Source organism: Flavobacterium sp. KY-23415 (genome assembly GCF_055384985.1).
The window spans coordinates 3,042,898-3,056,137 of record NZ_AP044001.1 but is presented as its reverse complement, the minus strand read 5'-3'; the positions used below and the strand labels follow the sequence as shown (position 1 = coordinate 3,056,137).

Here is a 13,240-nt window from a genome sequence, read left to right as displayed (position 1 = left end):
GAGTCAAGGAATTCCTTGACTCTCTTTTTTTTATGAAAAAATTAGGCAAAAATTTTTAATTTTCGCTTGAAAAATAAATACATTTGCCATCAAACAAAACGATATAAATAATAAATGAAAAAATTTTTAGTAGTACTAGCTGCAACTTTCGCTTTAATCTCTTGCGAAAAAGCGTTAAAAAATCAATACAATATCAACGGAACTATAGTTGGTGTAGTAGAAAACGGAAAGAAAGTTTTTATTGAATTACGTTCAGATGGAGAACCAATAACTAAAGATACTGCGGTTATTAAAGATGGTAAGTTCGAATTTAAAGGTTCTGCTGGAGAAATTAAAGACTTAGACATCGCTTTCTTTAAAATTGAAGGCGATCAAAAAATGCTACCTTTTGTATTAGAAGAAGGAAAAATTACAGTAACATTTGACAAAGACAGTTTAAACAAATCAACAATTGGAGGAACTCTTAACAATGATAAATTTCATGAGTTCAATCAAAAATCATTTGCTGTAAGCAAAAAAATGCAAAAGTTTCAGGCAGAAAATATGATTAAAATGCAAACAGCACAACAAAATCAAGACTCTGTAACTGTAAAAAATATTCAAAAAGAATATGAAGCGCTACAAGAAAAGATTAGTAAAACAGTACCTTTAGCCTTCTTAAAAGACAATCCAGATTCTTTTATTAGTATATTGTTAATCGAAAATCTTTTATTAAATCAAATACTAACACCACAAGAAGCAAAAACACATTTAGATAAATCTAAAGGAAAATATAACGAAACCAAAAGCGGAAAAAATATTTTAAAAATTGTTACTGCTGCAACAAGTGTAGAAGTTGGCAAAACTGCTCCAGACTTTTCTACTCCATCACCAGAAGGAAAAACAATTAGTTTAAAAGAGTCTATGGGTAAAGTTACTATCATTGATTTTTGGGCTTCTTGGTGCCAACCATGTAGAATGGAAAACCCTGCTGTAGTGGCTCTATATAACGAATATCACGCAAAAGGATTAAACATTATTGGTGTTTCTTTAGACAAAGACGGTGAAAAATGGAAAGAAGCTATCACAAAAGATGGTCTAACTTGGAATCATGTTTCTAACTTAAAAGGATGGCAAGATCCAATTGCAGAACAATATAACGTTAAATCAATACCTGCTACATTTATTTTAGATGAAAAAGGAAACATTGTGGCAAGAGATTTAAGAGGCGAAGAATTAAAAGCAAAAGTAAAAGAACTTTTAGGAGAATAATCTCAAAAAAACAATACAATACTTATCAAAAAAATCTCCACTTCGGAGATTTTTTTATATTTTTAAAAAATGAAAAATACACACTTTACACTACTTTTATTTTTTTGTGTCTTCTATGCAAATGCACAAAAACAATTTACTGTTTCTGGCACAATTAATACTTCATTAAATAATTCTAAAATTTTTATTGAAGAAATAAAAAACAATGCTCCAATCTTAAAAGACAGTACAATTATTCAAAATGGAACATTTGAATTTAAAGGTTCTATAGAAACTTTAGACATTGCATTTTTAAAGCTCGAAAAAGAGAAACAAGGGCTACCCTTTATTTTAGAGAAAGGAAAAATTGCAATAACATTCGACAAAGACAGTCTAAACAAATCTAAAGTTGGAGGCACACAAAACAATATAAAATTTCAAGAGTTTAGCGACAAAATTGGAGCTGTAAACAAAAAAATGCAACGTTTTCAACAAGAAAACATGAGCAAAATGCAAACAGCTCAGCAAACAAAAGACACTGCGACTATTAACAAAATAATGGAAGACTATACAGTAATCCAAAATGAGATGAAAGCGGTATCTACAAACTTCATCAAAAACAATCCAAAAGCCTTTATTTCGGTATTATTACTTGAAAACCTAATGGCAAACAAATCAATTACCAAAGAAGAAACAGAGGAGTTCTACAATACGCTTGGAAAAGAGTCTTTAGAAACATCCTATGCTAAAAACATTGAAAAAACTTTAAAATCAATGAACAATCTTAGCATTGGCAAAAAAGCACCAGAATTTTCTGCACCATCACCAGACGGAAAAATGATTTCTTTAAAAGAGTCTCTTGGAAAAATCACAATAATCGATTTTTGGGCTTCTTGGTGTGGCCCTTGTAGAGCCGAAAACCCTAATGTTGTAGCAATGTATAACAAATACCATTCAAAAGGCTTAAACATGATTGGTGTTTCTTTAGACCGTGATGGTACAAAATGGAAAGAAGCTATAAAAAAAGACAATTTAACTTGGGCTCACGTTTCTAATTTAAAATTTTGGCAAGACCCAATTGCAGAATTATACAATATCAAATCAATTCCTGCCACCTATATTCTAGATGAAAAAGGAATTATAATTGCAAAAGACCTTCGTGGAGAAGAATTAGAAGCAAAAGTCAAAGAGCTTTTAGACTAAAAATCCACCTAAAAAACAATATTTTTTAAAAAACTTCCGATGGAAGTTTTTTTTATACTTTTCATTCACAATTACTTACAAAATACTTTAAAAAATAATCAAAAAAACATTTGTTTATTTCAAAAACCGCCCTATATTTGCATCGCTTTACTGAAACAAAGATAGCGTTGGGGAGATACTCAAGCGGCCAACGAGGACGGACTGTAAATCCGTTGGGAAACCTTCGCAGGTTCGAATCCTGCTCTCCCCACTAAATAAAAAAACACTTAAGAAATCTTAAGTGTTTTTTTTTATAGTAATATGATCAAAACTTAATCCAACACAAAACTAATAGTCACATTAGCATCTATCTCAATCTCTCCAACAGCTAAGGTTTCATTGTCTCCACCCATTGCCATTTCTTTCACCATTACATTTCTATACATTGGTTGCGGAAAAGCTGCTTGTGTGTTATCCGAAATCACAATTGCCTTACCAACCTTCTGGTTCAATACAGAAGCATAATCTTCAGCCTTCTTTTTAGCATCTAATACTGCTTTCTTTCTAGCCTCACTTTCATATTGAGCCATTTTAGAAGATTTAAACTCCACTCCTTGAATTTGATTAATACCGCTTCCTAACAAATCCATCATTACAGCATCATATTTTGATAAATCTTTCAATTCAATTTTAATTGTTTGATTTGCAACAAAATACTCTTTTTTCGTTTCGTAATCAAAATTTTTATACAACGAAACTCTTTGCGTTTGAAAATCTGAAGCAGGAATCCCTAACTTTTTTATTGTTTTAATTACCAAATCGACTGTTTCATCGTTTTTCTTTTTCACCTCAGTAGCATCTTTCCCTTTATTCTCTACCCCTACTGTAATTACTGCCTGATCTGGCACCACCTTTACCTTCCCTTCTCCCGAAACTGAAATCTGCGGAACCAACTTACTTTCCTGTGCTTGCATTATTGTTGAAATAAATGTTAAAACTAAAATTACTTTTTTCATATCTGTTTATATTTAATTATTTGTTAGTATTATTCAATTCTCATGCCAAATTATAACTTATTCGTTTTATGCATATAAAACAATATAATAATAGGAATAGTCAACAAAACAACCATTCGAGTATTCGTTTGCAACAAAGAAGGTTCTTTCATCAATGTAATTAAATATCCTCCAATAGCACCTCCAAAATGAGCAGTATGACCAATATTATCCCTCTTGGCCTTCATTCCATAGATAGAATACAACAAATACCCTATACCAAAAACATAACCAGGAATTGGTATTGGAATAAAGAACAAATACAAATCCATTTCCGGATACAATAGAACCGAACTATATATTACACCCGTTACTGCTCCTGATGCTCCAATTGCCCTATAAGAATAATCATTCTTGTGCATATACAAAGTAAGCATACTCCCCGCAATCATACTCCCAAAATACACATACAAAAAATAAATAGACCCCAAATAACTCAAAACATAAGGTGCAAAAAAATAAAAAGTAATCATATTAAAAGCCAAATGCATCATATCTGCATGAAGAAACCCAGACGTAATCATCCTGATTTGCTCACCACTTCGAATACTACCAATATGAAACTCATATTTCCTAAAAAAATTAAAATCATTAAACCCTTTATAACTCACCAAAACAGTTACCGCTATAATTACAATTAAAAGTAAATCCATACAAACTTTTTTTTTTGTAAATTTAATAATACTTTATACATTTCCTTATTATTTTAAAAAAGTATATTTGTAAAAAAAAACAGCAAGAATGCAATTAATAGTATATATCCTTCTATACCCCATAATTTTTCTAATTTCAGTATTACCATTTCCATTACTTTATCTATTTTCCGATTTTGTATGCTTCATCGTTTACAGAATTATCGGATACCGTAAAAAAGTTGTTCAAGAAAACCTAGCTATAGCTTTACCACACCTAAGCAACAAAGAAAGAAAGAACATTGAAAAAAAATCCTATTCACACATGTGCGACATGTTTTTAGAAATGATTAAAACAATGACAATTTCTAGAAAAGAAATAGAAAAACGCTATAAATTCACCAACCTAGATACCTATAAAGATTTAGAAAAAAAACAAAAAAGCATTGCATTACTCTGCGCACATTATGCAAGCTACGAATGGGTAATCTCAATGAATTACTACATCAAATTCAAAGGATACGGAATCTACAAAAAGATTTCAAATAAATACTTTGACAAACTTGTACACCACATTCGTTCCAAATTCAAAGCCACTTTAATCACAACAAAAGACACCATTTCAACGATTGAACAAAATCAAAGAGAAGGCATTTTAGGCATCTACGGCTTTGCAAGCGACCAATCGCCAAAATCATCAACAAAATCACATTGGGCAACATTCATGGGCATTGAAACCCCCATACATGTTGGAGCGGAATTACTAGCCAAAAGACTAGATCTATCCGTAGTATTTTTAAAAACCAAAAAAATAAAAAGAGGCTACTATGAAGCCACTTTAGAAATAATGACCGAAAACGCAAAAACTGTTCCTAATTTCGACATTTCTGAAGCTTTCATAAAGAAAGTTGAAGAACAAATTTATGAAGCACCAGAGTTCTACTTATGGACGCACAAAAGATGGAAACACAAAAGAGAAAACCAAACAAATTAAACCATGAAACTAGTATTTGCCTCAAACAACAAAAACAAGATTGCCGAAATCCAACAAATGCTTCCCAAAGAAATAGAAATACTAAGCCTTGAAGATATTGGATGTTTCGACGATATTCCAGAAACAGCAACCACAATAGAAGGAAATGCCATAATAAAAGCAAACTATGTGAGCCAAAAATATGGTTACAACTGTTTTGCAGACGACACAGGATTAGAGGTAGAAACCCTAAACGGAGCACCTGGCGTATATTCCGCTAGATATGCTGGCGAACAAAAAAACGATAATGACAACATGAACAAATTGCTCATTGCTCTCAAAAACAAAGAAAACAGAAAGGCAAATTTCAAAACTGTTATTGCACTAAACCTAAATAACGAACAATATTTATTTACAGGTATTGCTAACGGAACCATAACAGAAGAAAAAAAAGGCGATAAAGGCTTCGGATACGACCCTATTTTCCTCCCCGAGAACCACGATAAAACATTTGCTGAAATAGAACAAAAAGAAAAAGCCCTTTTAAGCCATCGAGGTAAAGCCACAGCACAACTTATATCCTTTATAAAAAATTACACCTTATAATTTAATGTTGGCAAATACCATTTATACTTAACCGCTAAAAGCCTCAAAACAATCATAAAAAGTGACGTTGATAAATACAAAAAATCGTCGGTAACATTACAATTCTGTAAAACAAAAAACAAAATCCCTCCCAAAAGACAAACGGTAGCATAGATTTCTCTTCTAAAAATAACAGGTATCTCATTACACAAAATATCTCGAATCACACCACCAAAAGTAGCTGTAATAGTACCCAAAGCCACACACACCACAGGATGCAAACCTTTTTCAATCCCTTTTTCAAGACCAATCAAAGTAAAAATACCCAATCCAATAGTATCAAAAAGAAACATTGAAATGCGTAACCTATCAAGCTTTTTTCGAAAAACAACTGCAACAACAAACCCTAGAACAATCAAATAAACATACTGCAAATTCATCATCCATCCCACAGGTGTTCTCCCAATCAAAACATCTCGAAGCGTTCCACCACCTAAAGCAGTTACAAACGCAATAATAAAAACACCAAACAGATCTAACTTTTTATTCAAACCCGTCAAAACACCCGAAACCGCAAACACAAAAGTTCCAATAAAATCCAAAAGCTGAAACATAATCCTCCATTTTTTGCAAAAATAAGGCTTACAAACATAAAAATACAGTCTTTCTTTACATTTATTTTACAAATCAAAACATTGAAAGTGAACAAGTTAAAAAAAATTAGCATATCTCATTAATAAACAGTACTTTTGCACCCAATTTTAAATACATACATGAATAAATTTGAACAATTAGGTCTAAACGAATCGCTACTGCTCGCGATTAAAGACCTTGGATTTGAGAATCCATCGGAAGTACAGGAAAAAGCGATTCCCCTATTATTGGAAAAAGACACAGACATTGTAGCGTTAGCTCAAACCGGAACGGGTAAGACTGCAGCGTTTGGGTTTCCACTTATCCAAAAAATTGATGCCGAAAACAAGGAAACACAAGCATTAATTTTATCGCCTACAAGAGAGTTATGTCTTCAAATTACAAATGAAATCAAACTATACTCTAAGTACATAAAAGGATTAAATACTGTTGCCATCTATGGTGGAGCAAGTATTACAGAACAAGCTAGTCACATTAGAAGAGGAGCGCAAATTATTGTGGCTACTCCAGGAAGAATGCAAGACATGATTAACCGTAATATGGTTAACATTAAAAACCTTAACTATTGCGTACTAGATGAAGCAGATGAAATGTTAAACATGGGTTTCTATGAAGACATAACTGCTATATTATCTGACACACCTAAAGAAAAAAGCACATGGTTATTCTCTGCAACAATGCCACAAGAAGTAGCACGAATTGCAAAAGAATTCATGAGAAAACCTCTTGAAATTACAGTTGGACACAAAAACTCAGGTAACGAAAACGTATCGCACGAGTTCTACTTAGTAAGTGCACGCGACCGCTATGCTGCACTTAAACGTTTAGCAGATGCTAATCCAGACATATTTTCAGTAGTTTTTTGTAGAACAAAACGCGACACTCAAGCCGTTGCAGAAAAACTAATCGAAGACGGTTATAGTGCAGCAGCATTACACGGAGATTTATCGCAAGCACAACGTGATGGCGTTATGAAATCTTTCCGTGGAAGACAAATTCAAATGCTTGTTGCAACAGATGTTGCAGCTCGTGGAATTGACGTTGACGATATTACTCACGTAATCAACTACCAACTACCAGACGAAGTAGAAACATATACACACCGTTCAGGAAGAACAGGACGTGCTGGAAAATCGGGAACATCATTAGTCATTATTACCAAAAGTGAATTGCGTAAAATTTCATCAATTGAACGCATCATAAAAATGAAATTCGAAGAAAAACCAATCCCTTCTGGAATTGAAATCTGCGAAATTCAATTATTTCACCTAGCAAATAAAATTAAAGACGTAGAAGTAGATCACGAAATAGACACCTACTTACCTGCCATCTACGAAGTATTAAAAGACCTTCCAAAAGAAGAGTTGATTAAGAAAATGGTATCTGTAGAATTCAACAGATTCATCAACTACTATAAAAAGTCGAGAGACTTAGCTTCAGACGGAGGAACAAGAAGAGAAGCAGGAACTATCCCTACAGACGGAGCAGTTCGTTTCTTTATCAACATTGGAGCTAGAGATAATTTTGATTGGATGACTTTAAAAGACTTCCTAAAAGACACTTTAGACCTAGGTCGTGACGATGTTTTCAAAGTAGATGTAAAAGAAGGATTCTCTTTCTTTAATACCGATGCAGCTCTTGCACCAAAAGTAATGGAAGTATTAAACTCTTTCAACCTAGAAGGAAGAAGAATTAATGTAGAAATTTCTAAAAACGAAGGCGGAAGCAGCAGCAGAAGAAGAGACCATAACGGTCGTGGAGGAGAAAGACGCAGCAGTGGAAGAAACGGTGGTGGAGATAGAAGAAACAGCAACGGAGGAGAAAGACGTAGCGGCGGTAGAAATAGCGGAGGAGAAAGAAGATTTGAAGGAAGAAATGACAGAGGTGGCGATAGAAACGATAGACGTTCTAACGATGGCCCAAAATTCTTTGAAAAAGCAAAACGCTCCAGAAGAAGCGAATAAACATTGTTTATAAAACCCAAAAAAAGGTTCTGTTCCAATAACAGAACCTTTTTTATTGGGTATTAAATTATAACAAACCTATTAAAAAGAAATTAAAAGAGCTTAAATCACAATTTTAGGAAAGTGTCAAATTTTGTCACTGCAACAAAGATTTTATCGACTGCAACAAAAATATTACTAACTGCAATAAAGATATTTGCAACTGCAACGAAGATATTACTGACTGCAACGAAGATTTTATCAACTGCAACGAAGATTCTTACCACTGCAACAAAGATTTTATCGACTGAAACAAAGATATTTGCAACTGTAACAAAGATATTTATTACTGCAACGAAGATATTATCGACTGCAACAAAGATTCGAGTCACTGCAACGAGTATTCTGAATAGCATAGTAATGAAAATAGAAATACATCATAAGCACAGTCATTACATCCTATAAAAACAGACACAAATCAATACAACTTTCAAGAAAAAAATATAAAAACGATATTTTTTTCTTAAACTATATCTATAAATCTAATCAATACTTTATTTTTGCGCTATGGGAAGAAAGAGAACAGAAAAAATCGTATTCGAAAACGTAAAAGTCCTTGATGCAGGAGCAAAAGGCGTATCGGTAGCAAAAGCACCAGATGGTAAGGTGATTTTTATTCCAAATGTAGTACCCGGAGATGTGGTAGATGTGCAAACCATGAAGAAAAGAAAGGCCTACTATGAAGGAAAAGCTACTACTATTCATGAATTTTCAACCGATCGTGTAGAAGTAGTGTGCGATCATTTTGGAGCCTGCGGTGGCTGCAAATGGCAAAACATGCACTACGACAAGCAATTGTTTTATAAAAACCAAGAAGTGTATAACAACCTAAAAAGAATTGGAAAAATCGAAATGCCCGATTTTGAACCAATCTTAGGCTCTGAAAAACAATTTTTCTACCGCAATAAAATGGAATTTGGTTTTTCCAATGCCCGTTGGATGACCGATGAAGAAATCAAAAGTGGAAAAGAATTTGAACATAAGAATGCATTAGGTTTTCATATCCCTAGAATGTGGGATAAAATTCTAGACATTGAAAAATGCCATTTGCAACAAGACCCTTCCAATGCCATTCGCAATGAAGTAAAAGAATTTGCTGTTGCAAACGGATTAGAATTCTTTAATCCTCGTGCCCATGAAGGTTTATTGCGAACACTAATGATTCGTACTGCTTCTACTGGCGAAATCATGGTTTTAATTCAGTTTTTCAAAGAAGACAAAGCACAAAGAGAATTAATGTTAGATTTTCTTGCAACGCGTTTCCCAGAAATTACGTCCTTATTATATGTTATTAATGGCAAACCAAACGACACCATTTATGACCAAGATATTAAATTATATAAAGGGAGAGACTACATTCTAGAAGAAATGGAAGGATTACATTTTAGTATCAATGCCAAATCGTTCTACCAAACCAATTCGGAACAAGCTTATGAATTGTATAAAATCACACGTGAGTTTGCAGGATTAACAGGAGAAGAATTAGTTTACGATTTATATACAGGAACAGGAACTATTGCGCAATTTGTCTCAAGACAAGCCAAAAAAGTAATTGGTGTGGAAGCTGTTCCAGAAGCCATTGCCGATGCAAAAGAAAATGCAAAACGCAATAATATTACCAATTGTGAGTTCTTTGTTGGCGACATGAAAAATGTTTTCAATGACGATTTCATCAAGACACATGGTCATCCAGATGTAATCATTACCGACCCTCCAAGAGATGGAATGCATAAAGATGTAGTAGCCCAAATTTTAAAAATTGCACCTAAAAGAGTAGTATATGTAAGCTGTAACTCTGCAACGCAAGCAAGAGATTTAGCACTACTAGACGAAATGTATAAAGTAATACGCGTGCGTCCTGTGGACATGTTTCCACAAACACATCACGTAGAAAATGTAGTACTTTTAGAAAAAAGATAAAAAAAGAAACTTGTTGAAGAAAGAATAACAAAAAAACTTCTTCAACAAGTACAGATTTAAAAACAGTATCGTATGAAAAAATACAGCATCATTACTTTAATGGTTCTTTTTGCAGTTTCATTTTGGAACTGCGAAAAAGATGATTTATGTGCGGAAACCACACCCACTACTCCACGTGTTGTACTTAAATTCTATAATAATGCACTTCCTACAGAGCTTAAATCGGTTACAAACTTAATGATTAAAGAGTTAATTAGTAACGATACTTTAATTGCTAATGCTTCTATAACAGATAGAAATAATATAAATCGTTATCTATTTAACACCAGTACCATTTTAGTCCCACTGCGAACCAATGCTTCAGAAACAAAATTTAACTTTATACTAAATAACGGTGGCACTGGTGAAGCAACAGAAGAATTAACTTTTACCTATACCAAAAAAGACACCTATATTTCAAGAGCTTGTGGATACAAAACCACATTTGAAATTACAAACCCAACAAATATTACTAATACCACAAACTGGATTCAAAGCATAACCGTAGAAAACGTAAAAATTGAAAACGAAGATGAAACACATATTAAAATATATTTTTAGTCTTGTACTATTCTTGCTTTCATGGCAAGGGTTTTCTCAGGATAGTTTGAACACAAAAAAACCATTATATCCTGAACGTTATGGTTTGCGAGTAGGCATCGACCTGCATCGGTTAACAAAATCTTTTTATGACAAAAACTACCAAGGACTAGAAATTGTTGGTGATTATCGTCTTACCAAAAAGCACTATATCGCAGCAGAAATTGGAAATGAAGAAAAAACAGTTATTGATGATAGAGTAAACTTCACCACCAAAGGTTCCTATTTTAAAGTAGGATTCGACTATAATTCCTATGAAAACTGGCTGGATATGGAAAACAATATTAATATTGGACTTCGTTACGGCATGAGTACTTTTAGTCAAAACCTAAACGCATATAAAATTTATGATCCAACTAATTTCTATGGCGAAAACACAGTCCTAGTCAACGAAAAATTTAGCGGGTTAAATGCTAGTTGGATTGAAGTCGTGGGAGGTGTAAAAACTAAAATTTTCAATAATTTTTATTTAGGCTTTTCGCTACGTTTAAATTATTTATTATCACAAAAGAAACCAGAAACTTTTGACAACCTTTATATTCCTGGTTTTAATAGAACCTATGACGGTAAATTTGGAGCCGGATTTAACTATACATTAAGTTATTTTATTCCTTTATACAAAAAATAATCTTTCCAAAAAAATAAAAATATAACATTTCAACACCATTTTATTATATTTTCATATCTTTAAGTACTAAAGAGACATCTCCATGAAGGAACTTTTTGATAATGAAAGCCAGACTTATAAAAGTCTTCTTAAAATTATTCTATCCGTTATAATTATCACAATAATAATTGATACTGCTAATGAATACAAAACAAATCACAATTCATTTTTCTTTTATAAAGACATTATAAATTTAGTTTTCATTCTACTTTCATTAGCACTATGCTATTTCAATTATATTAAAAACACCACATTACTAGTATTAGCATTTTATTCTATACTACTAAGCATAACAGTTTCCCTACCCTATAGAATTGAAAGTCATCATCATTTTGAGAGCTATTTTCTAAAAACAGAATTAATTTTTTTAATAATAACATTTGCCACAGGTGCCCTCATTAAACCAATACACATGCTCATTTGTATTGCTCTCAATTTTATCTTCATTATTAGCTCCTATATTGTAAATAACGAAGGCTACCCAATAGAAAAATATCTTTTTTATACTTCTCTTACTTTAGGAACAAGTTATGCAGGTTATAAAGTGCATAATTATTTTATTAACCTTCAAAAGAAAATTGAAGAAAAAAAAGAGATCATACATTATAAAAATTTGGAATTAGAGCAACTAATTCATTCTAAAAATGAGTTAATTAAAATTATTGGACATGATATAAAAACACCTTTCTCGCAATTAATAATGCTTACAGACCTTCTGGAAAAAACCAAAAATCAAGAAGAAAAAAAGCAATTCAATATTTTAATGAAAGAAGCAGCTACTAATGGCATTACTATAATAGAAGGATTAGTACATTGGAGTCAAAACCTAAATAATGAACTCCACTCTAAAAAAGAATTCAATTTGTATCATCTAGTTGAAAATGTCATATTGCAAAACAAATTAAACCTTTCCAAAAAAAATATCATAATTGAAAACAAAAATGATGACAAAACAAAAGTTTATCACAATGAAACATTAATTGAAACTGTTTTACGAAACTTTTTAACAAACAGTATCAAATTTTCTCATAATCATTCCAAAATAATTATCACATATACCATAAAGAATAATACTCTAAATATATCAATTCAAGATTTTGGCACGGGAATGAGTAAAGAAACAATTAAAAAAATAGTTGCCAATGAAAAAACAACACCTGCTTTTGGCACTCTAAACGAAAAAGGGCAAGGTTACGGACTTAGCTTTTGCTATAGAATGATAAAACAAAACAATGGCACACTCAGCCTTAAAAGCAAGCCAAACAAAGGAACTTTAGCTTCTTTCAAATTGCCTTTATAATCCTATTCTTTTAAAATAATTTTCTTTTCGCTGCTAAAAAGAACAATACTATTCCAAAAATCACCATTTGTAATAATCTCATTCCATGAGTAATCATAGAGCATAAAAAAAGTCTCAACAACAACGTCAAGACTTTCTAATTGTGTTTTTCACTTATTACTTCACTTCTTTAATTCCTTTAACAAAAATCCATTTCATAAATATTTTTTCTCCATCATTAGTTTTCACATATTGAAACTTAGGCCCAAGAACCAACGAAATAACAAAGGCAGAGATAGAAACCATAAAACTTTCTGAATTTGCAATAGATTTTACTAAAAATAATGCAGGAATATAAAGAGCAACAAAGCTTAAAAAATTATATAAAAATGCTTTCGTTTTTTTACTCATAGTACTTTTT

At 32.2% G+C, this 13,240-nt stretch carries 14 protein-coding genes and 1 tRNA gene; 10 read left to right on the top strand and 5 right to left on the bottom strand.

What is annotated here, in order from left to right; all coding sequences use genetic code 11:
- The first annotated feature begins 114 nt into the window (after window positions 1-114).
- From ACZ49Z_RS13415 to ACZ49Z_RS13405, 3 genes are all read left to right on the top strand, one after another.
- Entirely contained in the window at window positions 115-1,251 is a 1,137-nt protein-coding gene (locus tag ACZ49Z_RS13415) for a redoxin domain-containing protein (protein ID WP_464304817.1), read from the top strand.
- Between the two features lie 69 nt (window positions 1,252-1,320).
- Window positions 1,321-2,433, top strand: a complete 1,113-nt coding sequence (locus ACZ49Z_RS13410; protein WP_464304816.1) for a redoxin domain-containing protein — start codon at window positions 1,321-1,323, stop codon at window positions 2,431-2,433.
- 169 nt (window positions 2,434-2,602) lie between these two features.
- Window positions 2,603-2,683: transfer RNA gene (locus ACZ49Z_RS13405), tRNA-Tyr, on the top strand.
- Window positions 2,684-2,744: 61 nt separating this feature from the next.
- Here the strand turns inward: ACZ49Z_RS13405 and ACZ49Z_RS13400 are convergent.
- Together ACZ49Z_RS13400 and ACZ49Z_RS13395 are read right to left on the bottom strand one after the other, a co-directional pair.
- The gene (locus ACZ49Z_RS13400) at window positions 2,745-3,428 is read right to left on the bottom strand and encodes an SIMPL domain-containing protein (RefSeq protein ID WP_464304815.1); all 684 of its coding nucleotides are present in this window, start codon (window positions 3,426-3,428) and stop codon (window positions 2,745-2,747) included.
- A gap of 50 nt (window positions 3,429-3,478) precedes the next feature.
- Window positions 3,479-4,120 carry a rhomboid family intramembrane serine protease gene (locus ACZ49Z_RS13395; RefSeq protein WP_464304814.1) on the bottom strand — a complete coding sequence of 214 codons (642 nt, stop codon included), beginning with the start codon at window positions 4,118-4,120 and terminating at the stop codon, window positions 3,479-3,481.
- Between the two features lie 88 nt (window positions 4,121-4,208).
- Between ACZ49Z_RS13395 and ACZ49Z_RS13390 the strand changes: the two genes are divergently transcribed.
- Both ACZ49Z_RS13390 and ACZ49Z_RS13385 read left to right on the top strand, forming a co-directional pair.
- A complete protein-coding gene (locus ACZ49Z_RS13390; protein WP_464304813.1) occupies window positions 4,209-5,093 on the top strand; it encodes a lysophospholipid acyltransferase family protein in 885 nt (294 codons plus the stop codon).
- A 3-nt stretch (window positions 5,094-5,096) separates the two neighbouring features.
- Window positions 5,097-5,678 carry a non-canonical purine NTP diphosphatase gene (locus tag ACZ49Z_RS13385; RefSeq protein ID WP_464304812.1) on the top strand — a complete coding sequence of 194 codons (582 nt, stop codon included), beginning with the start codon at window positions 5,097-5,099 and terminating at the stop codon, window positions 5,676-5,678.
- On the opposite strand, the gene ACZ49Z_RS13380 is transcribed toward ACZ49Z_RS13385, so the two are convergent.
- Window positions 5,666-6,271 (bottom strand): trimeric intracellular cation channel family protein, encoded by a 606-nt coding sequence (locus tag ACZ49Z_RS13380; protein WP_464304811.1) that lies wholly within the window; start codon window positions 6,269-6,271, stop codon window positions 5,666-5,668. The genes ACZ49Z_RS13385 and ACZ49Z_RS13380 overlap by 13 nt on opposite strands.
- Window positions 6,272-6,430: 159 nt before the next feature.
- Between ACZ49Z_RS13380 and ACZ49Z_RS13375 the strand changes: the two genes are divergently transcribed.
- Window positions 6,431-8,275 (top strand): DEAD/DEAH box helicase, encoded by a 1,845-nt coding sequence (locus ACZ49Z_RS13375; protein ID WP_464304810.1) that lies wholly within the window; start codon window positions 6,431-6,433, stop codon window positions 8,273-8,275.
- A 107-nt stretch (window positions 8,276-8,382) separates the two neighbouring features.
- Here ACZ49Z_RS13375 and ACZ49Z_RS13370 read toward each other — a convergent pair whose 3' ends face one another.
- Window positions 8,383-8,670 carry a hypothetical protein gene (locus tag ACZ49Z_RS13370; RefSeq protein WP_464304809.1) on the bottom strand — a complete coding sequence of 96 codons (288 nt, stop codon included), beginning with the start codon at window positions 8,668-8,670 and terminating at the stop codon, window positions 8,383-8,385.
- Between the two features lie 151 nt (window positions 8,671-8,821).
- Here ACZ49Z_RS13370 and rlmD point away from each other — a divergent pair, with 151 nt between their 5' ends.
- The 4 genes from rlmD to ACZ49Z_RS13350 all read left to right on the top strand — a co-directional run bounded on the left by rlmD (window position 8,822) and on the right by ACZ49Z_RS13350 (window position 12,840).
- Entirely contained in the window at window positions 8,822-10,234 is a 1,413-nt protein-coding gene (gene rlmD / locus ACZ49Z_RS13365; protein WP_464304808.1) for a 23S rRNA (uracil(1939)-C(5))-methyltransferase RlmD, read from the top strand.
- Between the two features lie 72 nt (window positions 10,235-10,306).
- Window positions 10,307-10,834, top strand: coding sequence for a DUF6452 family protein (locus ACZ49Z_RS13360; protein WP_464304807.1), 528 nt, complete (start codon window positions 10,307-10,309; stop codon window positions 10,832-10,834).
- Window positions 10,806-11,501 (top strand): DUF6048 family protein, encoded by a 696-nt coding sequence (locus tag ACZ49Z_RS13355; protein WP_464304806.1) that lies wholly within the window; start codon window positions 10,806-10,808, stop codon window positions 11,499-11,501. Before ACZ49Z_RS13360 ends, ACZ49Z_RS13355 begins: the two co-directional genes overlap by 29 nt.
- Window positions 11,502-11,583: 82 nt before the next feature.
- The gene (locus ACZ49Z_RS13350; protein WP_464304805.1) at window positions 11,584-12,840 is read left to right on the top strand and encodes a sensor histidine kinase; all 1,257 of its coding nucleotides are present in this window, start codon (window positions 11,584-11,586) and stop codon (window positions 12,838-12,840) included.
- A gap of 156 nt (window positions 12,841-12,996) precedes the next feature.
- Here ACZ49Z_RS13350 and ACZ49Z_RS13345 read toward each other — a convergent pair whose 3' ends face one another.
- The gene (locus ACZ49Z_RS13345) at window positions 12,997-13,230 is read right to left on the bottom strand and encodes a hypothetical protein (protein ID WP_464304804.1); all 234 of its coding nucleotides are present in this window, start codon (window positions 13,228-13,230) and stop codon (window positions 12,997-12,999) included.
- Window positions 13,231-13,240: the final 10 nt, after the last annotated feature.

Bases quoted from the DNA above. Each gene is read 5' to 3' on its own strand.
- ACZ49Z_RS13415 (WP_464304817.1), top strand. From the start codon at position 115: ATGAAAAAATTTTTAGTAGTACTAGCTGCAACTTTCGCTTTAATCTCT.
- ACZ49Z_RS13410 (WP_464304816.1), top strand. From the start codon at position 1,321: ATGAAAAATACACACTTTACACTACTTTTATTTTTTTGTGTCTTCTAT.
- ACZ49Z_RS13400 (WP_464304815.1), bottom strand. From the start codon at position 3,428: ATGAAAAAAGTAATTTTAGTTTTAACATTTATTTCAACAATAATGCAA.
- ACZ49Z_RS13395 (WP_464304814.1), bottom strand. From the start codon at position 4,120: ATGGATTTACTTTTAATTGTAATTATAGCGGTAACTGTTTTGGTGAGT.
- ACZ49Z_RS13390 (WP_464304813.1), top strand. From the start codon at position 4,209: ATGCAATTAATAGTATATATCCTTCTATACCCCATAATTTTTCTAATT.
- ACZ49Z_RS13385 (WP_464304812.1), top strand. From the start codon at position 5,097: ATGAAACTAGTATTTGCCTCAAACAACAAAAACAAGATTGCCGAAATC.
- ACZ49Z_RS13380 (WP_464304811.1), bottom strand. From the start codon at position 6,271: ATGTTTCAGCTTTTGGATTTTATTGGAACTTTTGTGTTTGCGGTTTCG.
- ACZ49Z_RS13375 (WP_464304810.1), top strand. From the start codon at position 6,431: ATGAATAAATTTGAACAATTAGGTCTAAACGAATCGCTACTGCTCGCG.
- ACZ49Z_RS13370 (WP_464304809.1), bottom strand. From the start codon at position 8,670: ATGCTATTCAGAATACTCGTTGCAGTGACTCGAATCTTTGTTGCAGTC.
- rlmD (WP_464304808.1), top strand. From the start codon at position 8,822: ATGGGAAGAAAGAGAACAGAAAAAATCGTATTCGAAAACGTAAAAGTC.
- ACZ49Z_RS13360 (WP_464304807.1), top strand. From the start codon at position 10,307: ATGAAAAAATACAGCATCATTACTTTAATGGTTCTTTTTGCAGTTTCA.
- ACZ49Z_RS13355 (WP_464304806.1), top strand. From the start codon at position 10,806: ATGAAACACATATTAAAATATATTTTTAGTCTTGTACTATTCTTGCTT.
- ACZ49Z_RS13350 (WP_464304805.1), top strand. From the start codon at position 11,584: ATGAAGGAACTTTTTGATAATGAAAGCCAGACTTATAAAAGTCTTCTT.
- ACZ49Z_RS13345 (WP_464304804.1), bottom strand. From the start codon at position 13,230: ATGAGTAAAAAAACGAAAGCATTTTTATATAATTTTTTAAGCTTTGTT.